Origin of the sequence: Vibrio sp. 99-70-13A1, from assembly GCF_013114625.1 — a bacterium.
GTDB lineage: Bacteria > Pseudomonadota > Gammaproteobacteria > Enterobacterales > Vibrionaceae > Vibrio.
The window spans coordinates 41585-63519 of record NZ_VTXD01000028.1; the positions used below are offsets into that span (position 1 = coordinate 41585).

Annotated in this window: 21 protein-coding genes; 16 read left to right on the plus strand and 5 right to left on the minus strand. The window is 40.1% G+C overall.

Annotation, left to right across the window (positions count from 1 at the left end; all coding sequences use genetic code 11):
- The first annotated feature begins 203 nt into the window (after positions 1 to 203).
- From F0226_RS16485 to F0226_RS16515, 7 genes are all read left to right on the plus strand, one after another.
- Entirely contained in the window at positions 204 to 845 is a 642-nt protein-coding gene (locus F0226_RS16485) for a DUF3313 domain-containing protein (RefSeq protein WP_171736690.1), read from the plus strand.
- A 6-nt stretch (positions 846 to 851) separates the two neighbouring features.
- A complete protein-coding gene (locus F0226_RS16490) occupies positions 852 to 1076 on the plus strand; it encodes a DUF3820 family protein (RefSeq protein WP_171736668.1) in 225 nt (74 codons plus the stop codon).
- 254 nt (positions 1077 to 1330) lie between these two features.
- Entirely contained in the window at positions 1331 to 2356 is a 1026-nt protein-coding gene (locus tag F0226_RS16495; protein WP_171736669.1) for a two-component system response regulator, read from the plus strand.
- Between the two features lie 146 nt (positions 2357 to 2502).
- Positions 2503 to 4107, plus strand: coding sequence for a mechanosensitive ion channel family protein (locus tag F0226_RS16500; protein WP_171736670.1), 1605 nt, complete (start codon positions 2503 to 2505; stop codon positions 4105 to 4107).
- Between the two features lie 516 nt (positions 4108 to 4623).
- Positions 4624 to 4908 carry a hypothetical protein gene (locus tag F0226_RS16505; RefSeq protein ID WP_171736671.1) on the plus strand — a complete coding sequence of 95 codons (285 nt, stop codon included), beginning with the start codon at positions 4624 to 4626 and terminating at the stop codon, positions 4906 to 4908.
- 213 nt (positions 4909 to 5121) lie between these two features.
- Positions 5122 to 5556, plus strand: a complete 435-nt coding sequence (locus F0226_RS16510; protein WP_171736672.1) for a hypothetical protein — start codon at positions 5122 to 5124, stop codon at positions 5554 to 5556.
- A gap of 259 nt (positions 5557 to 5815) precedes the next feature.
- Positions 5816 to 6655, plus strand: coding sequence for an alkyl sulfatase dimerization domain-containing protein (locus F0226_RS16515; RefSeq protein ID WP_171736673.1), 840 nt, complete (start codon positions 5816 to 5818; stop codon positions 6653 to 6655).
- A gap of 231 nt (positions 6656 to 6886) precedes the next feature.
- Here the strand turns inward: F0226_RS16515 and F0226_RS16520 are convergent, their stop codons facing one another.
- Entirely contained in the window at positions 6887 to 7207 is a 321-nt protein-coding gene (locus tag F0226_RS16520; RefSeq protein WP_171736674.1) for a heavy metal-binding domain-containing protein, read from the minus strand.
- A 42-nt stretch (positions 7208 to 7249) separates the two neighbouring features.
- On the minus strand, positions 7250 to 8182 hold the full coding sequence (locus tag F0226_RS16525) for a LysR substrate-binding domain-containing protein (protein WP_171736675.1): 933 nt from the start codon (positions 8180 to 8182) through the stop codon (positions 7250 to 7252).
- A 91-nt stretch (positions 8183 to 8273) separates the two neighbouring features.
- On the opposite strand from F0226_RS16525, the gene F0226_RS16530 reads away from it, so the two are divergent.
- From F0226_RS16530 to tdh, 5 genes are all read left to right on the plus strand, one after another.
- Positions 8274 to 9209 (plus strand): DMT family transporter, encoded by a 936-nt coding sequence (locus F0226_RS16530; RefSeq protein ID WP_171736676.1) that lies wholly within the window; start codon positions 8274 to 8276, stop codon positions 9207 to 9209.
- A 260-nt stretch (positions 9210 to 9469) separates the two neighbouring features.
- Positions 9470 to 10714, plus strand: a complete 1245-nt coding sequence (locus F0226_RS16535; RefSeq protein ID WP_171736677.1) for an MFS transporter — start codon at positions 9470 to 9472, stop codon at positions 10712 to 10714.
- 471 nt (positions 10715 to 11185) lie between these two features.
- Entirely contained in the window at positions 11186 to 12160 is a 975-nt protein-coding gene (locus F0226_RS16540; RefSeq protein ID WP_171736678.1) for a chemotaxis protein, read from the plus strand.
- A gap of 318 nt (positions 12161 to 12478) precedes the next feature.
- Positions 12479 to 13672: a glycine C-acetyltransferase gene (locus F0226_RS16545; RefSeq protein WP_171736679.1), complete on the plus strand. Its 1194-nt coding sequence runs from the start codon at positions 12479 to 12481 to the stop codon at positions 13670 to 13672.
- Positions 13673 to 13800: 128 nt separating this feature from the next.
- A complete protein-coding gene (tdh, locus tag F0226_RS16550) occupies positions 13801 to 14832 on the plus strand; it encodes an L-threonine 3-dehydrogenase (RefSeq protein WP_171736680.1) in 1032 nt (343 codons plus the stop codon).
- Positions 14833 to 15663: 831 nt separating this feature from the next.
- On the opposite strand, the gene F0226_RS16555 is transcribed toward tdh, so the two are convergent.
- Together F0226_RS16555 and F0226_RS16560 are read right to left on the minus strand one after the other, a co-directional pair.
- Entirely contained in the window at positions 15664 to 16890 is a 1227-nt protein-coding gene (locus F0226_RS16555; protein WP_171736681.1) for a DUF3596 domain-containing protein, read from the minus strand.
- Between the two features lie 171 nt (positions 16891 to 17061).
- Positions 17062 to 17409: a hypothetical protein gene (locus F0226_RS16560; protein WP_171736682.1), complete on the minus strand. Its 348-nt coding sequence runs from the start codon at positions 17407 to 17409 to the stop codon at positions 17062 to 17064.
- 62 nt (positions 17410 to 17471) lie between these two features.
- Here F0226_RS16560 and F0226_RS22425 point away from each other — a divergent pair, with 62 nt between their 5' ends.
- Positions 17472 to 17636 carry a DDE-type integrase/transposase/recombinase gene (locus F0226_RS22425; RefSeq protein WP_216606657.1) on the plus strand — a complete coding sequence of 55 codons (165 nt, stop codon included), beginning with the start codon at positions 17472 to 17474 and terminating at the stop codon, positions 17634 to 17636.
- Positions 17637 to 18028: 392 nt separating this feature from the next.
- Here the strand turns inward: F0226_RS22425 and F0226_RS16570 are convergent, their stop codons facing one another.
- Positions 18029 to 18391, minus strand: a complete 363-nt coding sequence (locus tag F0226_RS16570; protein ID WP_171736683.1) for a hypothetical protein — start codon at positions 18389 to 18391, stop codon at positions 18029 to 18031.
- 405 nt (positions 18392 to 18796) lie between these two features.
- Here F0226_RS16570 and F0226_RS16575 point away from each other — a divergent pair, with 405 nt between their 5' ends.
- The 3 genes from F0226_RS16575 to secF are packed head-to-tail and all read left to right on the plus strand — an operon-like array spanning position 18797 to position 21837.
- Positions 18797 to 19138 carry a DUF1214 domain-containing protein gene (locus F0226_RS16575; RefSeq protein ID WP_171736684.1) on the plus strand — a complete coding sequence of 114 codons (342 nt, stop codon included), beginning with the start codon at positions 18797 to 18799 and terminating at the stop codon, positions 19136 to 19138.
- Positions 19139 to 19148: 10 nt separating this feature from the next.
- Positions 19149 to 20909 (plus strand): protein translocase subunit SecD, encoded by a 1761-nt coding sequence (secD, locus tag F0226_RS16580; protein WP_171736685.1) that lies wholly within the window; start codon positions 19149 to 19151, stop codon positions 20907 to 20909.
- Positions 20896 to 21837, plus strand: a complete 942-nt coding sequence (secF, locus tag F0226_RS16585; RefSeq protein ID WP_171736686.1) for a protein translocase subunit SecF — start codon at positions 20896 to 20898, stop codon at positions 21835 to 21837. Before secD ends, secF begins: the two co-directional genes overlap by 14 nt.
- Positions 21838 to 21935: the final 98 nt, after the last annotated feature.

Genomic DNA, 21935 nt, shown 5'->3' on the forward strand with positions numbered 1-21935 from the left:
TTCTCTTATTCATATTTCAATGGCTAACCCCATTGAGCTTATTAAAGCCTGTCATTGACAGGCTTTTTTGGATGCAATTCATAACTTTGATTAAAGTTTGCTTTGAGTTCATATAAATTTCATATTTGGAATGGTATTCTATATAAAAATATCGGAGCACCATAATGACATCTCAATTAACCCGCTTTGCTTTTATTGCAGTGATGACCGCATTTTTGTTTGGCTGTGTGCAGTCCCCTAGAATTCATGCGACTAAGTTTACAAGTTATGAAGACTTTCGACCGGGTCCTGAAGGCGGTGTCGATCTCGTATGGGCGAGAATTGGTTTGAGAGACGCTGATCGATTAAAGAGGAAGTTAGGACAATATGATTCAGTCGTTATTGACCAAATTTTTGTTCTTGCTGAGGAAAACTCAATCACCGATGAACAAATTGAAGAGTTAACCACTTATTTTGTTCAGAGATTAAGCGATACCATTAAACCACATAAGCCAGTTATTGAATCGCCAACTGGGAATTCACTGCGCTTAAGTATTGCTTTGAGTAATGTTGAAACACCCAACCCAATTCTCGCGGTGACCAGCAGCGTCCTACCGTATGGATTAGCTATTTCGACCATCTCAAAGATCACTACGGGTGAGCATACTAATGTAGGTAGTGCTACTATCGAGCTTTTAGTCAGTGATGCTCAAAGTGGCGCTGCGCTATTTGCCGCGGTGGACAGAGAGGCAGGCAATAAAGATTTCTCAACCATGTTGGACTCCCTTGATGATCCTAAAGATGCAATCAACTTTTGGGTTGATCGCTTAGATGTTACTCTAAAGAAAATTGAAAACCCTGAATAATCGAACATGTTGCAAAAAGAGAACTTAATTAAACTGGCTAGAATGCCAATGCCTTTTGGTAAATATGCAGGTCGAATGCTTATTGATCTGCCAGAAGAATATTTACTTTGGTTCGCCAATAAAAAACAATTTCCAGAAGGAGAGTTGGGTGAGCTTATGCAGTTATGCTTGGCATTAAAGGTAGAAGGGCTAGATAGCGTGGTAAAACCTCTAAAGTATGATTTTAACTAATAGAGAGGTGCAACATCCACTAAGCCGATACATCTCTTAATCTGAAATGCTCTTCTTAGTTGTTTTTAACCAATCCAATCACCTATTTATGTTCATCCTCACCTTATGAGGATGGGCATATAATTGCTTTGTAAAAGCGTCAATATTATTCCCTACATTATTCGCAAAAATTAAAACCAGCTTCTACACTTTGAAAAACTAGACAATTCAGAGTGTTATCTGATTATTGCTAAAGTAATCACCTTGGAGGCTGAATGACTCATAAAGCAACCGTATTAATTGTTGATGATACGCCAGACAATTTAGATGTTCTTACTGGTTTGTTAAAAGATCAGTACCAAATTAGGGTTGCTAAAAGAGGTGCAGTAGCATTGAAATTGGCGCAAATGTCTCCTCAGCCAGATCTCATTCTACTTGATATAATGATGCCCGAAATTGATGGCTATGAAGTCTGTCAAATCCTTAAATCTCAACCTAATACCTCGCATATTCCTATCATATTCGTTACCGCTAAAATTTCGGCAGAAGATGAAGTTAAAGGTTTATCGTTAGGGGCGGTAGACTACATTACCAAACCGATAAACCCAGCGATTGCCTTGCAACGGGTGGCCGCTCAACTCGCCTTATACCACCAACAAAAAATGCTTTATCTTAAAGTGAAAGAACAAACCGCAGAGATTAACCGCTCTAAAATGGAAATGATTGAGCGGCTCGGTCGGGCTGGTGAGTTTAAAGATAATGAAACCGGCATGCATGTATTGCGTATGAGCCACTTTTGTCATGTCCTTGCGCTTGCTTGCGGTTTGTCATTAGAAGACGCAGATACATTACGGGAAGCAGCCCCGATGCATGATATTGGTAAAATAGGCATTCCAGATAATGTGCTTCTTAAACAAGGTAAATTAGATGCTAATGAGTGGGCTATTATGCAAACTCATGTTGCTATTGGCGTTGAGATTCTAGGTGAAACGTCTGGTTCAAAGTTGCTTCAAGTTGCCGTTCAGGTTGCTCAATCTCATCATGAAAAATGGAATGGTCAAGGCTACCCACAAGGTCTTGTTGGGGAAGATATTCCTCTTGTCGCTCGTATTGCTGCAATAGCAGATGTGTTTGATGCATTAACCTCAGAGCGTCCATATAAACAAGCATGGTCGATAGAAAAAGCGGTCTCATTACTTGAAGAAGAGAAAGGGCAACATTTTGATCCTTCACTGGTGGATTTGTTTATTGAGAACTTGCCTCAAATACTTGAACTTAAAGCTCGTTTTAAGGATGAGTGAGTGGTTTTTTATAAATCAGAAGATCTTTTTATTGATTTAGTATGAACTCATTCATATTTTTCTATTTAGGTGAAATAACTCATTGTTAATTAGGCGCTATTTACTATTCTAGGAGGGAAGCTTTTAACTGTTACTAAGGAATAGGTATGAGGAAGTTATTATGCAGTGTTGTACTTATGCTCACGTTGGTCTCAACGCTTGGGTTTGCACAAAATCTGGATAGAGTGGTAGAAGTACAAAATAAATTATCAGCGGACTATATTCTCTTAGAATCCGCGCATGAATTCGAACAATCCTTCCTTGAAGATATCTTAAGGCGAAAAAACCAAGCATTACGTGAACAAATTGGTGTTGAAGTTGCCGCAGGGGCAACGGAAGAACTCAATATGGTGTTGGTTGAGCAAGCCACGCTATTACAAAAATTACTGCGATTAAGTGAAGTTAAAATTTTAGAGTTAACCAAGCTTAGCCGAAAATCTTCAGGTGACGAGCAAAAGAGTTTAGAAGTTGAAGTTCAAAAACGCATCAGCACGATGGACATTTACTACAGACAGTTAGCGGAAACATTGCGCTGGTCTCAGACTCGCCAACTTGATGTGACGGAGCCTCTTTCTAAGCTAAAAGCTGCCTTACAAAATCGCGCTGAGTTCTTGACGAATGCAATCTTTTACACCGATACACAAGTTCAAGACATCAAGAAGCGTTTAACCTACGTAAGTGCTGATGAAAAAACGAAGCTGACGACTGAAATTGTTAGGCTAGGTGAACGCACTAATATGATGGCGTTAAGCTTAGAATCGACAGTTGGCTTAATGGGTGGACTCGGCGTTGATGTCACCGTTTATAAGAAAATCTTACTCGCGACAACAGGCGATATAAATGCAGATGTGCTGGATATAGACGTTGCGTTTGGTTTGCTGGAAGAGTGGGGAACATCTTTTAAAGACTGGGCGTTTGAAAATACCCCATCCATGATTGTTAAATTGACCTTATTCCTCGGTATTCTCTACATCACCAGAGCCTTGTCTCGTCTGACTGGCAAAACCGTAAGAAAGAGTGTTTCGCATTCTAAAATGGATTTCAGTGTCCTAATGCAGGACTTCTTTGTGTCCATCGCTTCAAAGGGTGTGATATTCATAGGCTTGCTGGTGGCACTTTCCCAAGTCGGCATTGAACTTGCTCCATTGCTGACTGGTTTTGGTGTGGCGGGTGTGATTATTGGTTTTGCCTTGCAAGACACCCTGTCTAATTTTGCTTCTGGTTTAATGATTTTGATTTACCGTCCATATGATGTGGGAGACATGGTAAAAGTTGCTGGCGTGCAAGGAACCGTTAAAGACATGAGCCTTGTTTCGACCACAGTGAAAACGATTGATAACCAAATCTTAGTCATTCCGAATAACAAAATTTGGGGTGACGTCATTAACAACATCACGGCAGAAAAATTGCGTCGAGTTGATATGGTGTTTGGTATTGGTTATGCCGATGATATCGACAAAGCGAAAGTCGTACTGAACGATATTCTTACTCAACATCCTTTGGTTTTGAAAAAGCCAGAACATATGGTGAAGCTACATACGCTCAATACATCTTCGGTGGATTTTGTGGTTCGCCCTTGGGTGAAAACAGATGATTACTGGGAAGTTTACTGGGATGTGACTGAAACGGTTAAAAAACGATTTGATGAAGAAAGTATCAGCATTCCATTCCCACAGCGAGACGTACATATATACAACCATGATGAGAGCTAGCAGAAGAGATTAATGAACAAGTGGCTCGATTTAAAGTGAGTTAAATTTAAGATCCGCTAAAGCTATGAGTGAGTCCGATACTGAATTCTAGACTATTAATAGGGTTCGTCTGCGAGAATAACCGATACAAAGTTTATTGCAGGTCACAATACAACCAAAATTAAAAGACCAGAAGGCATCACTTCTGGTCTTTTTTATATTGATAAGAATAGAATTCACGAATGTTTATTATCTTGATTTTTATGTGTTTATATTCACTACAGAGTTGATTTCTCTTGTAGCGGATCAACACTTGTTGAGAATGTCCTTAGTAACATATTTCACGACAAAAAATATGTTACTATAATAGAACTAGCTTGAGGTATGTCGCCCTGTTAAATAGATTGGTAATTGAGTTATTGTATTACCACTATAGGGGTGCTTTGGCTTTTGGGTTGATATTTTTACAAAACATATCAATACAGAGCAAAAGCCATTTTTATTTAACATTATGATTTTTTATGGAATGAATAAGAGATGTTGTTGGAAGAAATAGTTGAAATAATTGAGTTTACGGACACAGACCATTTTTCTAAATCTTTAGATTTGTTTAATGAACAGGGAATTATCCATGACAAAGAATTACCATTTTTAAATGTGGTTTTTGATAAAGCCCCACAGCAGTTAGCTAAAAAGCTGATCAGAACAGGCTTTAAAGGCGATGTTCAGATAGCCAAAAGTGAAAAAACGCAAAATTATGTCGTGTTTGATTCGGCTCGATTAAGTGTCGTTGAAGCTGTTCAATGGGATGACGCTGTTTAATTGTTCATTGAAGAAATGGTCGTTTAAGCGAAAATCGTGATTAAGCCTATCTATCTATTTAATATAACTATTTATTCAATATGGTTATCTATCAGATCTCGCGATTGATTAGCCTAGATATTCAATAGAGCTAGAGACCTTAAGACGTATATATCAATTTAAAAAGATATTGATTAAACACAGTGTATAAGTGAAATAATTGAGGTTGGTACAGTGACAGAATTCGCTGCTTCAGAAGTACATATTGAAAATTCAAGTGAGTTAGCTTTACTTGGTCGTGCATTGCTCGAAACCCAAAAGGTTGAGTTCGGACTTTACCAAGTGATTACAAAGTTAATATCAAAACATAGCTGTGAAAAAGAGCGAAAAGTACTAAGCATTACACCAGAGGCTTTTCTTAAAGGAAGCCCAAAAGAGTTAGAACTAACTCTTAACTTATATGAGCAAGTTTTTGGCGATAAACTTCCTTTGAAAACGAATGAGATACAAGATTTCATTTCGCATAGAAATCTAATTGCTAAAAATTACTGGCGTGTAACTGGGGCTGATATAAAAGGCGGTGAAAAGTTAGCAAACCCATCAGTATATTTGAAAGCATTTATTGCTAAATGCGAACTCTGGACAAGCATGCTGAACAAGCCATATTAAGCTTTCATTCACTTTATGAAGTGAATAAACAGTAAAATGATGGTTAAGAGCACCTATAGTTGGGTGCTTTTTTCGTTTCTGAATAGCGAAAACTGTATTGGATTTTAAATTATTCATAATTATTAAGCCTAAGATGGTGTACTGATGTTGTTAATATGTTAAATGTGGTCCGCAGGAGCTATTAATGCAAAGGTGGTGAAATGCTACTGTTGTACTAGAGGTTTTCCTCAATTTATTCACCAAGTAAAAGGAATTAGCGATGTTTCGCACATTAATCGTTTTCATGTTCGCTTTTTTTACAGCATCAGTATTCAGCGCTGAAGATGTGAAATATTCAGAGAAAGAGTATTTAGATCGCCCTTTAATGGAGCGCTATATTCTTGATGAATTGAAGCAGCTTCGTTTCCAGCAACAAGATCTAGAGCGTAGGATGACGATACAGATTACTGACCGAGAGCTTGAGGTGGCAGACAAGTCGCTCAACTACGTTAATGTGACCGTGACTTATTTTTTCTACATGATTGCTGGTGTCGCTTCGTTGGTGGCGTTAATTGGTTGGCAAACTTTCAAAGAGATTAAGCATAATACAAAGGAAATGGCAGATCAGAGGTTGGATAAAATTGCGCAAGAATATGAGAAAAAATTCTTAGCTCTAGAGCGAGATTTAAAGCGTAAAACTCGCATAATTTCTGAGAATAACCGAGAGATTGAAATCATAAATGAAATACATAACTTATGGCTACGCTCTCAAAGTGTGCAAACCGCAGAGCAAAAGATAGAAGCTTATGATGAAATATTGAAAATACGCCCAGGAGACCTAGAAGCATTAACATACAAAGCGGATGCTGCGATGGAAATGCAAGAATATCATTGGGCTATGAGCCTCTGTAATCGAGTCTTAGAGGTGGATGACCAAAATGCTCATGCGCTTTATCAAAGAGCCTGTGCTTACGCGAGGTTAGGGGCTGAAGGGCAAGCGATTGATGATTTAGTTCGATCTATTGGAGCAAGTGGTTCTATGCGAGAGTTACTGGCAGATGAGCCAGATTTCGAAATGCTTAGAGGATTGGATCGTTTTGAGGCGCTTTTGGAAGAATAAGCAGATTCAAATTTCTGATACGAAGCTTATCATTCAAAACTTATTATTAAAAAAAGACTTCAGTACTGATGTGTGATTCTGACCGCCTCGAAGTCGCAGGCGGAAAGTCATAACACGTTATAGCTCAGGCTAGGGTTCGCTCTGTAGCCTGAGCTATTTGAGATACAACAATGTCTTAAACAGATAAACAGATAAACAGATAAACAGATAAACAGATAAACAGATAAACAGTTAAGCGACAACCACCGCAGTGCCACTTGCAGAAACCATTAACATTCCATTTCCTTGACCAAGGACTTCGTAGTCAATATCCACACCAACAACTGCATTAGCGCCTAGATCGTGTGCTTTTTGCTCTAATTCTTTAAAAGCGTAAGTACGAGCTTTTTCGAGTTCTTTTTCATAAGTACCAGAGCGACCACCCACTAGATCGCGGATTCCTGAGAACATATCTTTAAATACATTCACGCCTAAAATCGCTTCTCCTGCAATGACACCTTTATAATTAACGATTCTTTTCCCTTCAACAGATTGGGTCGTTGTGACAATCATAATGATTCCTTATTGAATGATTTTTTGTGGGGCTTGTAGAGTTTATTGAGTTTTTACAAAGGGATTTGGCTCTGGTTGAGCAAACTCGTTTTGTAACCATGACCTTAGTTTTAACACACTTTCCTGTTTCAGTTTATTTTTAGGACACACGAAATAGAAGTCTTGATGTGGATTCACGACAGGCTCTCCAAGTTCTACTAATGAACCATGACTTATGTCATCTTTTACAAACAGCCTGTGGGTAACCAATATCCCTAATGAACGAGTAGCAGCTTGCACTGCCTGTATAGAAATATTGAAAGTTAAATGACTGTGGAAGTTAGGTAATTCGAATCCATAATGATCGCACCAAACTTGCCAGTCGTGTTTTCTGCGATTATTGACCACTCCAATAATAGGCTCGTTTTCCAATAGTGATTTCAACTCAGCTGATGGAGTGAGAGAAAGGCTTTCAAGTAATGATGGGCTGCAAACAAGCACCAAATCATCATTGCCTAATTTTTCACAATGGAAATTTTGCCACTCATCAGGTACGCCATGCACAAGTGCAATATCAACCCCTTCATGATCTAAATTAAACGGTCCGGTTAAGGTTGATATTCTTACATCAAGAGTAGGAGAGAAAGCTTGGAAATTTGGTACTCGTGGGATCCACCAGTGCATCGCGAGTGAATTGACCATGTTGAGAGTAATTCTGTTTTCATTCGCGACATACGCCGCTTCTTCTGTCGCATCAATGATTTGCTCTAGCGCAGGTGCAACTTTTCGATAATATCGCTTTCCATCGGCATTCAGTACAACGCGGCGCCCCACTCTTTGAAATAGTGGCTTGTTGATCTGCTGTTCTAAAGATTTGATAGCTTGGCTAACCGCAGAATGGCTCACAAATAAAAGGTTAGCCGCTTCCGTCATGCTGCCTGTTTCTGCTACTGCGATGAAAGCATAAATAGATTTTAAAGGAACGAGTTTTTTCATTGGTAAGTTTTCCTTACAAGTCTAGTTAATATTACTCGCTATTTTTATGCCCGTCACTTTCTTAATATAACCGTATTAGGAGGTGATAATTATGTCTGATATTACCAAGGCTACATCTTTCATGCTGGTGTCGACATTTAGTTTGTCGGTCACAGGTTTATTATCCAAGCATTTAGCGCAATTAACCCCAGTTGAATTACTGAGTTTTATAAGGTTTGCAGTGCCTAGTTCAATGCTCTTTGTTTTTCTTATGTTCACTCGGTTGAGAGCTATTCCTCACACAATGCTTAAGCCATTGGTGATTCGTGGGTTCTGTATTGCGGCTTGTCAGTGGTGTTTTCTCACATCATTACAAACCTTATCATTGGTTGAAGGGATTGTATTATTCAGTACCGGTCCTTTATTCATCCCTTTGTTAGAAAAATTAATCTTTGGTGCCTCAATAAGGTTATCAACCATTTTGGGTTTATTGATTACATTTTGTGGCGTTATTCTGATGGCTGGTGACTTATCCCAGTTCCAATTTAAAAGTGAATTATTGCTTGGGTTATTGGCAGGTGTCTTCAATTCTGGTTCACAGTTAAGTTTATATCGAGCATCAAAAAGTGCTTTAACGCCAGTAGAAACCAACGCTTGGACGTTTCTTATTGCGGGCCTCATGCTTCTTCCAATTATGTTGATTAGCGGTTGGAAGCAGCAATGGGCAGGGCTATGGGAGAGTCATAACTTACTTGATTGGAAAGTGATTGTTCTGGTTCTGCTGCTTGCTTTGTTGACCATCAATACTCAGATATTTCGCTCAAAAGCTTATCAATTAGCTGAGAGTGGTTCCCAGTTCGCACCTCTGATCTTCACCAATCTGCTTTTTTCTGCGATTTGGCAAGCCATGTTTTTTGACGATAGGTTTACTCATCAACAACTTCTCGGAATCACTTTGATTGTGAGTGCGAGCATGTTTACTACCCTATGCGCAAAACGAAGCCAGTTAAAAATTAAAGGTAAACCGTTAGTTAAATCAGCTATGTAAGTAGTTCAATGACTTAGATTATGGTGCTTTACGTCGTCTGATGACGATGATTAAGTGAGTCAACTCAATCAGTTTTAGTCGATTAAAGGATCTAAATAAATGGGAAAGCAAACCGTAAACATCTAAAAATAATGCTGAAGGATTAATTTATAAATGAAAGCTTTATTTTACATAGTGAAGTCATATACTGGGCGAATAATAAGCAACAAAAAGTTGCAATAACAAAATGTAAATCAGCAGTCAGCTAATAGGGAGATCATATGGAAAAAAAGGACAGTTTGTTTCAAGTACAAAGAGTTAAAAGGTTCAACTTTTCAGTTTGGACAGTGTTAACCGGTACATTATTGGCTCGAACCAGTTATTTTATGGCTTGGCCATTTCTTATTGTGTTTTTGTACCAAGACTTTGGGGCCTCAGCGATAGAAGTCGGTGGAATGCTCGCGGCATCAGCCGTAGTCGGTGCAGGAACCGGGCTATACTCAGGCTATCTTTCTGACAAGTTTGGTCGAAAGTGGGTAATGGTATGCGGAAGTTGGGTTGCATCACTTGCTTACACTGGCATTGGTCTAGCAACCGAAATTTGGCAGTTTTACATTTTAATTATTATCACTGGTTTAATGCGACCAATGATAGAAGCCCCAGCAAAAGCAGTGTTGGGCGATAACTTAGATGACCCCAAAGATCGCGAATTAGCATTGAACATTCGATACTTCTTACTCAACTTAGGTGGTGCATTAGGGCCGCTGCTGGGTATTACTCTTGGTTTGTCACATCCTCAAAATTTATTCTTCATTGCTGGTGCTACATACGTAGTTTACGGCTTTTGGTTATTATTTGGTATTGAACGCAATCAAAGTTTCAATAAACCTGATCCATCAACTTTACCTAATTTTACTGCGACATTGCATGTCATTCGTAAAGACAATATTTTTGTTAAGTTGATGATAGCGAACTTCATCATGATGTTTGTGTATGCTCAGGTTGAGTCTTCTATTCCTCAAGTTATTGTTCGATCATCCATTTCTGATGCAGCTCAAATTGTGGCAGGGCTCGTGCTTGTAAATACAATGACGATCATTATTTTCCAATTCCCAATGCTTAAGTGGTTAGAACATGTTCCTCTATTTGTAAGAACCCGCATTGGAATGGCATTAATGGCGTTAGCTCAAGTTGCTTTTTTACTCACACCGGAAGACTGGCCGATTGGATGGGCAATTGCGTGTTTCATATTAAGCATGGGTGAAGTGATTGCGTTCCCTACATTAAATGTTCAAATTGACCGCCTTGCTCCGCCTCATTTACGGGGTTCGTATTTTGGTGCAGCGGCTTTGTATTCTTTAGGCTTTGCAATCGCGCCTTTAATTGGCGGTATTGTCATAGAATCACTTAACTCGAACTGGTTATTTGGACTTTGCTTTATATTGTGCCTAGTGATGATGTGGCTGTACTGGTTAGCTGAGAGAACTGAAGACAGCGTTCAACGAGATCCCATTACCCAAACTTAGTTTTAAGTGCGGGGGATTTCTTTTTTAACTCTGCTTTCCAAGCCATTAAATACTATATTGATTGATAAGCCGTAACTCTGTTGATACAGTTTTGCGGCTTTCATTCTGTATGGGCGTGATTTCTAGATCTTTCATTGATGTACTCCTACCTTAATGATAGATGTAATATTATATCGAGCGTTTTCAGTTGAGCCTTATTCTTACTTTTTGAAAGATGAGGGTATAATTACCAGCCAAATTTTTTGGAACACTGTACTTGCATGAATATGAATGTAGACAGAATAGTTTGAGTTTAAGGTGAAGCTTGTTGCGTAAGAAAGAGATGTACTTTACGTATTTGAAAAAGATGTCGAGGTTTACTTCATTGAAAAGTTGCAACAAGCTATTGATAGGGTTAAAAACGTATTAATTCCAGTGCGCAGTAAAATTGAAGTCACTGATAATAAATAGATAAAACAAAGAAGAAAAAATATGAGTCAGTCTAACAGTACGATATTGACAGAAAGTGGAACAAATGAACTTGAAATCATTGAGTTTCATTTGATTAAGCAGCTACCAAATGGTGGCACAAAAACGTGCTACTACGGTATTAACGTTGCGAAAGTTCGTGAAGTGATTCAAGTACCTGATACGACGGACTACCCTAATGCCCAGCCTCATATGGTCGGTGTATTTTCTTCTCGTGACATTTTGACACCTTTAGTTGATTTAGGTGGCTGGCTTGGTGTTCGTACTAGCGAAAATATGGAAAAGAAATTCGTTATCGTGACTGACTTCAACAGAATGACGAATGGATTCCTTATCGATAGCATTAGCCGTATTCACCGTATTTCTTGGAATGATGTGGAATCACCAAGTCAATTTTTAGAAGCTGGTGAACAGGATTGTGTGGTTGCGGTTGTTCGTAAAGATGGCAACTTGATCATGATTCTAGATTTCGAAAAAATCATTGCGGATATCAACCCAGAGTTGAGCATGGAGAAGTATGACGTAACGGAGGACAAATCGGTTGATTTGAACCAGAGAATGATCACCAAACGTAATGGTAAAACTATTATGGTTGTTGATGACTCTGCGTTTATCCGTAACCTAATCCAAGATACGCTTACCTCGGCAGGTTACAACGTTATTGCTTGTAAAGATGGTGGTGAAGGTCATGACAAGCTAATGGAGCTTGCAGAATCAGCGAAGGCTGAGAATTTACCCATTGATGATTTAATCGATGCAATTGTGACCGATGTAGAAATGCCGAGAATGGATGGTATGCACCTTCTAAAACGTCTACGTGACAGTGAAGCTTATGCGGTAACACCAATAGTGATGTTCTCATCATTAATGAGTGAAGATAACCGTGCAAAAGCTATTGCTTTAGGCGCCAATGATACGATCACTAAACCTGAGATCGGCAAAATGGTGACTATGATGGATAAATATATCTTCTCATAATTTGACGCGATTGATGTGTAACCATGCGGGTGTGAATTAATCGCGTAAGAAAGAGAAAGAGAAAGAGAAATAGATTTAGAAATAAGAGTGACGTGAAAGATCAGCCTCTGACTGTGCTATACGTCACTTAGCTTACATTTAATTTGTGCCTTAGATTCATTAATGTTTTTCCGTTTGTAGGGATAATAGAAACGGCAATGTTCTACTAGAATATTGTTATTAGTTTTACAGTGTAAATGGTCGCAAAAAACCATTTGTACTTCCCCTACATAAGGCAGCGAAAAAGCTGCTTCATAATAATTATGAAGGAATTGGATAATGTCTTCTGCATTCTATCAACAAATTCAGAACCAAATCGAAGAAGTAAAAGCTGAAGGTCTTTACAAATCTGAGCGCATCATCACTTCTGCTCAAAAAGCTGCAGTTTCTATCTCTACCGGTGAAGAAGTTCTAAACTTCTGTGCGAACAACTATTTAGGTCTTGCTAACCACCCTGCGCTTATCGAAGCGGCGAAACAAGGTATGGATGAGCACGGTTTCGGCATGGCTTCTGTACGTTTTATTTGTGGTACTCAAGACTCTCATAAAGAGCTAGAGCAAAAGCTATCTACCTTCCTTGGTAAAAAAGACACGATTCTTTACACATCTTGCTTTGATGCAAACGCAGGTCTATTCGAAACCATTCTTGGTAAAGAAGACGCAATCATCTCTGATGCACTAAACCACGCATCGATCATCGATGGTGTTCGCCTTTGTAAAGCGATGCGTTTCCGTTATTCAAATAACAACATGGAAGAGCTAGAGCAGCAACTAATCGCGGCTAAAGAAGCGGGTGCTCGTAATACTCTTATCGTAACTGACGGTGTGTTCTCTATGGACGGCGTAGTCGCTAACCTTCCTGCTATCTGTGACCTTGCTGACAAGTATGGCGCACTAGTGATGGTTGATGATTCTCACGCAGTCGGCTTCATGGGTGAAAATGGCGCGGGTACTCATGAGTTCCACAACGTTGTTGACCGTATCGACATCATCACCGGTACGCTTGGTAAAGCAATGGGCGGCGCTTCAGGCGGTTACACTTCTGGTAAGAAAGAAGTCATTGATTGGTTACGTCAGCGTTCTCGTCCTTACCTATTCTCTAACTCTGTTGCTCCTGCAATCGTATCTGCATCTATCCGTGTTCTAGATCTTCTAGCGGAATCTGGCGACCTACGTACTCAACTATGGGAAAACTCTGCTCACTTCCGCGCTCGCATGGAAGACGCTGGTTTCACTATGGGCGGTGCTGATCACGCAATCATCCCAATCATGCTTGGTGATGCAAAAGTTGCGGCTGAATTCGCAGAGCGCGCTCTAGAGAAAGGCATCTACGTTGTAGGTTTCTCTTTCCCTGTCGTACCAAAAGGTCAAGCTCGTATCCGTACGCAAATGTCTGCTGCACATTCTCGTGAGCAATTAGACAGCGCAATCGATGCGTTCATCCAAGTTGGTAAAGACATGGGTATTATCTAACTTTTTATCGAGTAGTTGGCTTTAAGCTAACGCCGTTATTGATTAGATATGAACTATATCCAATAGAACATATAGATTTCTGATTCTCACCTAACTTTGAGTTTAGGTGAGATGAACTAGGTAACATTATGAAAATTAAAGCACTTTCTAAACTTAAGCCAGAAGAAGGCATTTGGATGACCGAGGTTGAAAAACCTGAAATGGGTCATAATGATCTTCTTATTCGTATCAAGAAAACCGCAATCTGTGGTACAGACGTACACATCTACAACTGGGATGAGTGGTCACAAAACACAATTCCAGTGCCTATGGTTGTAGGTCACGAATACGTGGGCGAAGTGGTTGGCATTGGCCAAGAAGTTCGTGGTTTTGAAATCGGCGATCGAGTATCTGGCGAAGGTCACATTACATGTGGTCACTGTCGTAACTGTCGTGGCGGTCGTACTCACCTTTGTCGTAACACAACTGGTGTTGGTGTAAATCGCACTGGTGCGTTCTCTGAGTTCCTTGTGATCCCAGCGTTCAATGCATTTAAGATCCCTGCAGAAATCTCTGACGATTTAGCATCAATCTTTGACCCGTTTGGTAACGCAGTACACACAGCGCTTTCTTTTGACCTAGTAGGTGAAGACGTGCTAATCACTGGTGCTGGTCCAATCGGTATCATGGCTGCCGCTGTTGCTAAGCACGTTGGTGCTCGCCACGTGGTAATTACTGACGTAAACGAATACCGCCTAGATCTTGCTCGCCAAATGGGTGTAACTCGTGCTGTAAACGTGATGGAAGAGAAGCTTGAAGACGTAATGGCTGATCTTGGTATGACAGAAGGCTTCGATGTTGGTCTAGAAATGTCGGGTAACCCATCAGCGTTCAACAGCATGCTGACTAACATGAACCATGGCGGTAAGATTTCTCTACTAGGTATTCCACCATCAGACATGGCAGTAGATTGGAACCAAGTAATCTTCAAAGGTTTGGTTATCAAAGGTATCTACGGCCGTGAGATGTTCGAAACTTGGTACAAGATGGCGAGTTTGATTCAATCTGGCCTAGATCTAACGCCAATCATCACTCATCACTTCAAAATTGATGACTTCCAAGCAGGCTTTGACGCTATGCGTAGCGGGCTTTCAGGCAAGGTTATTCTTGATTGGGAGTAGGTGAAAATCTGAAAAGGTTTGGCGTTCTATTAATGGTTTTTTTACTGGGTATGACCGCAGTAAAATGGAAGATTTAGCCCCATTTAGCCCCATTTAGCCCTTTTAAAAGCCCCAATTTAGCCCCAAAACCCGATGGAATCACCCCATTAGTTTTTGGGGCTTTTTTGTGTTTTTTATTTTTAATATCAATTGGTTAAAAGGGTATTTTGAACATTGGATATTCTAGGAAGTAGACCAATGGAATTTAATTTTAGCTTCATACAAGTTTAGTTGACGTATTTTGAATACGCCCAGACAAACTCAAATCAATCGATTTGGAGAGCATTAGTTTGCTGAGGGAAAAAGACCCAATGGTGAACGTCTGACTTTCATAGTTGTGTTTTTACAACGTTGAAACAGAGGGTTTTTGGTGTTTATGCTACTACTCGACTTATACAGAGATAAGTTTTGACCCAACTCTCCGAGTCTTCGTCAGGAACAAACTGCTTTTCGGTGGGATTTTCAATTTACTCTGCTCAGAGATTTCGGGGATATTGGTGGTGTTGATGATTTTTCAATTATCTTCGGGGAAGTTAGGCGGCTAAAAAGGAAATATTTTGGTAACAAAAATTGGCTTTAGAAGAACTGAGAAAGTTATTTTTGATAGAGCATGAATACTCAGGTTGTCGCTGTTAGCTATTGCAACTTAGGGTACTGTCGACTTAGCAGTCAGCGCATCAGTTGACAGTACCTACCTTTCTAATACACTAGGGTTGAAGAGGTCTACCGATACTAAAACATCTCCAGTTTTTCTCGGCAAATTATGTACTAACTCTAATGCAGTATGCTCCATTATAAATTGCTAGGGTGAACTTTACGTAACTCACTCCAAGCACGATCTGACTCCTTCTTATTTGACTCTGCAAGCCATTTTCCATAAATCTTAGCAACCATAGTAATATCAGCATGACCCATTTGTTGAGCTAAATAGGTAATATTTACGTTAGCGTGAGTGATCATCCAACTTGCATAGGTGTGGCGGAGTTGGTACTGGTTGCGATACTCAATACCAGCTTTATCACATAGGTTCCGCCAGATACGGTTTAAGCCACGGCTGCCATAGTAATCATAATCACTTCGTTTTTGCGCTCTGACAACTTTAGGGTTAAAGACAAAGTGCAGATTTTCTTTCTTGATAACATTTCCTGGAAACTCAACATCGTACTCTTTTATTGGCAGAGAACATGTCAGTAGTATCTGTGATTGTAATGCTTCAATAGCTGGTGGCATCAAGTCGACAAAACGCTCAGTGTCCGTTTTTGTTGTTTTGAGTCCACGGTCAACATAGCTAGAGCGACGAATATGGATAGTACGATTCTCAAAATCAACATCTTCCCATGCTAGTGCGCATAACTCACCAGTTCTAATCCCAGTGTAAGCAAAAGTGGTAATGATATTTTTGTGTTGAAGCTGGAAACTGCTTTCTAGAGCTGTTCTCACTTCTTCAACCGAAAACGGTTGGATATCTGCATCAGCTTCTTTAACTCGGGTTAGAACGTCTGATAAATCTTTTTCTACGTATTCCATCTTATGAAGCCAAGTTAAAAATGCATTGATCGTCACAAGGTTTCGGTTGATCGTTTTTCCTCCTCGACCTTGAACCAATTCACTCTTGAACTGCATTAAGCTTCGTGGCGAGAGAGTATCAGTACTTCGTTTTGAACCATAAGCTTTGCAGAAATCACGAAGTACCCACTTGTATCGTTGAAGTGTTGAGCGTCTAACGTCATAGGCTTTTGTTTCAAGAAATTGCTTCGCTAAGTCAAGTACACTTTCTCCTGCTGGCTTTCCAAATCCATGTCTTGACTTGGGAAAATGTTTCGCATAATTGAATACGCCAATCTTAATCTCGTACAAAATGCTTTCACGTTTGTTGCTAGCAAACTTGATGTTTTGTTTAGTTACCTTTAATCCAAGCGACTCACGGTAACGCTTACCGTTGTAGTAGAAAACGATACGTAATGATAATCCATGGTATTCAATACCAGGTGGTAGCTTTAATGATGAATTCGGTGCCATCTGTTCCACTCCTCAATATCAGCCATCCATGTGCCATTAATTTTCATAAAAACTGTCGATGGGTAACAGCCTTCATGAATTCGATTACGCAGAGTTTTAGGTGACAACCCGATTAGGGTTGCGGCCTTGTTTAAGGTGATGATGGAAACTTGTTGTTCGATCATAAGTGCCTCACAAACTGGGTTGAATTGAGTTCAAAAAACTTACTCGTTTAGATTGATGAAGCTCCACAAGCTTGCCGAATGGGGAATGGGTGTATTCTTTGCTTGCGAGATTATTTAGATGAATATCATCGTGAATGTAGATACCACCGTGGGTTGATTTTGTAAGTTCTGAAGAGAGGCAACGAACTTCAATTTCTTTCACGGTATCTGTGCCAATTCTTTGAACTTTCAAACAAGATTTTGGCTCGTCTTTTTCTAAAACCCAATAGTTCTCTGAAAGCAAAGATGCTGTGAGCGATAGAGCGACTTTATCTTCAACGGGAACCAAAACGTTTGAAGTACCAAATAGTGACACCGATGAATAGTGAAAACCTGAGCCAAGGTTAACCTGAAGGCAGCTGTTTAAGGTGTAGTTATTTGAATGAAGTATTCATCAAGATAAATGGCGTATTACATTACCTCTGGCGAGCGGTTGATCAAGATGGTGACGAGATAGTTATTTTAGTTCAAAAGCGGAAAGATAAAGCGGCAGCATTAAGATTTTTCAAGCGCTTATTGAAAGTGAGGGCGCAACGCCGTTAAAGGTGGTGACGAATAAAATAGCCAGCTATGCTGCTGCCAAAAATAAGCTTCTACCCAGCATTAAACACTTTAAAACTCAGAATGAGAACAACGGTTGCGAGTTATCTCACCAACCTACGCGACAGCAAGAAAGGCAAATGCGTCTATTCAAGTCTCATGGTCAAGTGCAGCGATTTTTGAGTTGCCATGGCGTGGTGAATAACTTATTTCGACCGGGCCGTCATTTGATGCAAGCCAAGCACTATCGACTTTTCCGTGAACGATCACTTGTAGAGTGGGGTAGGGTGACTTGTATCCAAAATTCAGGGTAGGGTGTCGTGAAGTGAGTTTTGACGCCCAATTTAGATAAGTTGGCAGTACCAGCATGACAAGCCCCCCCCCCCTCGACACAACTATAACGTAGTCAAAGCAACGCACCTGTTACCTAACAGGGTCGACAACGTTGCGATCATTGGTTTGTTAATGTAATCGCTTTCTACTGCTACGTCGTCAAGCCAGTAGATATCAGCAAGTAGGTGAAGATCTTCAATCAATGCTTGGCAATTTTCTTTAGTCACTTTTGATATGTCACTAGGGAAATCATCACTGAGATCGACAATGATTACTCGTTGGTGCTTTTTTAGCTTCAATCTTACAATATCTTCTAAATCGGACATGCTTTTCTCTCTGTGGAAAATAAACATCACACTTTGACCCTCTCCGATATCGTAGATCTTATAGCGTCGATCATTGAGATAAATAATATTGAATTTCATGTTATCGATTCCTCAGGATTTAAATAATTAGCCAAAATGAAAATGTTGATTTGGCATTAGACGTTAATTTTTTTACTCAATGTCGTTTGAATTGAGTTTGCTTAACTTCACTAAAAGACTCAAAGAATTAGAGAAATTCAAATGTGAATCTCTGAAGTCATATTTGAATTTCTGTAAACCATATTCAGGACATCGTTGGTAATTTATGATCACTGCATTCATGGTTTTCTAGGAAAGGAAACTTAATGCAGCAAAGGAAATAGGTTCAAAAAAGAATCTAAGTAGCATCAATCCACAGTTGTTAATCCTATGAAAAATTTCAATAAATATCTTTTGTTATTCTCTCTTCTTGTAAACGGTTTTTTCTCAAGTTTTGCATGGTCTTCGAGCTCGATGTTGGAGGACGTGTCTGCAATAGCCAAGCTCATTTATGACAGTGAACCTCAAATTCAAGCAACGAGTGATGTCAAACAAATCAGTAATAATCAATCTCTGACGTATCGAATTACAAAGGAAGAAGCCGAAAGTGATTTATGGTCGATTGTGATCGTGGATGAGCAAAGTAATGAGATAGTAGATGGTGGTCAGAAATTGATTACTAATATCGATAATATGAACTTCCATCGAGAACTCGATGGCAGCTTAGTGATCAAAATATCAAAGTACCGACCTGGTGGTGTGAATGCTACGAACTGGTTACAGGCCCCAGAAGGTAGCTTTTATCTCGTGAAGTACGTGTACTTATAGGGTAAAGAACATGAAAAAAATATTTGCCTATTTCTTGCTAATTCTTTTACTGATTAGCGCAGTACCGAGTTTCTTTGGCGAAAAGCCAGCTTTGGTTCTTAATCACGCTGATAGTTCTGTAGCCATTGAGCCTTTGCTAAGCGCATTAGTTGAAAATCAGATAACGCCACTAAGTGTTGAGAATCAACAAGACGAAACAACGTTAATCTTTGAAAATAAGAAAGAACAGCGAGAAGCGCAACAGGTATTGTCATTGGCGTTTCCGTTAGCTCATTCTCATTTTTCATTCGTCAGTGCAGCACCTCAGCTATTTAGCCAGGTAGGGCTAACACCCATTAACCTTGGATTAGATCTTCGTGGTGGAGTGCAATTCATGCTGCAAGTTGAAATAGATGACAGCGTGAAAAGTTTGGTAGAAGCGACATCGACGAATGCTCGTCACGTGGCTCGTGCAGAAGGAATACGCAGTCGAATTGCTGACATAGATAACAATGGATTCTCGGTCATTATTACTAATTTAAGTAGTCGTGATTCAAACAGTATTCAAAACGTAACCGACCACATGCGTTCACAATTTTCTGAATGGAAAATCAGTATAAACGATAACGTATTACGTTTTACACTTGATGAAAGCATTAAAGAAGAGCAGGCAAGCCTAGCTATGCAGCAAACCCTAAATATCATGCGCCAGCGTATTGAAAGTTTAGGTATCACTGAGGCAGTCACCCAGCGTCAGGGAGCTGACCGTATATTGATAGAGCTTCCGGGCGTTCAAGATCCTCAAGTTGCGAAGCGTGTTATTGGTGCGACGGCGACGATCTCTTTTCATACGGTTGTTGATTCAAGCCAAGCTGCACAGACTCATACTACGCGTGATGGGGAATCTGTACGCTTGTCTAGGCAACCGGTGTTAACGGGAGAGTACATTATTGGTGCATCCGCATCGGTTGGCGAGTTTGGACAACCTGAAGTGAACCTAGTGTTGAGTAGTGCGGGAGGCAGCAAAATGTCTGACTTCTCACGTAGTAACATCGGTAAACCTATGGCGACCTTATACAGCGAATATCATCAAGATCATAACAACCAACTTGTTCAACGGCATGAAGTGATCAACATTGCTACGATCCAAAGCCAATTAGGAAGTCGTTTTAGAATAACGGGTATCGGGCAAATTTCCGATGCACAAGATCTTGCGCTAATTCTACGCTCTGGGTCATTGACCATCCCTGTGACCATTATTGATGAGCAAGTGATTGGTCCAAGCCTAGGTGAAGAAAATATCCAAAAGGGTTTGCTTGCGGTATTGGTCGGTTTAGCTCTGACATTTGTGTCTATGCTGGTTTTGTACCGAAAGTTCGGTGTTATCGCATGTGCCGCGTTGATCGCCAATATTGTCATGATTGTAGGTTTTCTAGCGTTAATACCAGGAGCAACGCTCACCTTGCCAGGTATTGCAGGTCTTGTACTCACAATGGGTATGGCGGTTGATACTAACGTTTTAGTGTTTGAACGAATCAAAGAAGAAATGCGAGCAGGAAGGTCGCTAGCGAGCGCGATACCAAGAGGCTACAAAGAGGCAAGAAGTACGATTATTGATGCAAACCTGACGTCGTTGATCACAGCAATTATTTTGTTTGCGATTGGCTATGGTGCGGTTAAGGGTTTTGCAATAACGCTCGGGATTGGACTGTTAACCAGTATGTTTACGGGATTACTCTATAGCCAAATGTGGATGACAAAACTTTGGGGGCATGACAATGACAAAGCTTAACCAACGAGTCGCTGATATTCAGTGGTCAAAAGTAAGGTGGAACGGTTTGTTGGTTTCACTAGGGTTGATGTTGATATCAATTGTTTTGATAGCAACCAAAGGGTTTACACTTGGGCTTGAGTTTACTGGTGGTATTTCCCATGTCGTCAATGCTGATGTCCCTGTGAGCTTGGAAGCGATGCAGTTAGCCTTGAATACGGTATTTGATGAATTACCTAATCTAGTGCCCGATGTTACCTACCAAACTTGGCAGTTACAGTTTCCTATTGGCGGAACAGGTGAATTGGAGTTGTTGCAGTGGTTAAGATTAGTGGAGTTGGAACTAGGCCATCCGCTTAATCTAGTGTCGAGCTCAGTTGTTGGCGCGCAGGTGGGTGAGCAATTATTTGAGCAAGGTGGTTTAGCCCTGATTGTTGCGTCTATCGCCATTATGTTTTACTTAACTGTGCGTTTTGAATGGCGATTAGCTCTGGGCGCGATTGTTGCTCTACTGCATGATGTACTGGTGGTTTTAGCATTGTTTGTGGTGTTTTCGATTGAATTTAATCTCACCGCTCTTGCTGCATTGCTTGCTGTTGTGGGTTACTCGCTCAATGACTCTATTGTTATCGGAGACCGAATTCGTGAGTACCTGACCCGTAGACCGAATCAGAGTACCAGTGAATCTACGGATCAAGCGATACGATCGTCATTGTTTAGGACTCTAGTAACGTCTGGAACCACGTTATTGACGGTAAGCAGTATTGGCCTTATCGCAGGCGGTACATTAAGTGGATTTGCGTTTGCATTGTTTGCTGGGATTATTGTGGGTACTTGGTCTTCATTGGTTATTGGTACAGCGATACCAGAAAAGATTGGTTTGTCTTCAGAGCATTATAAGCCCAATACTCCTTTGTTAGATGAATGTGGTAATCCTATTAATAGTTAATAGTTAATAGTTAATAGTTAATAGTTAATAGTTAATTTAACTTTAAATCAAAAGGCTCCCATATTGGAGCCTTTTATAATGATAAATTAGAATTAAAT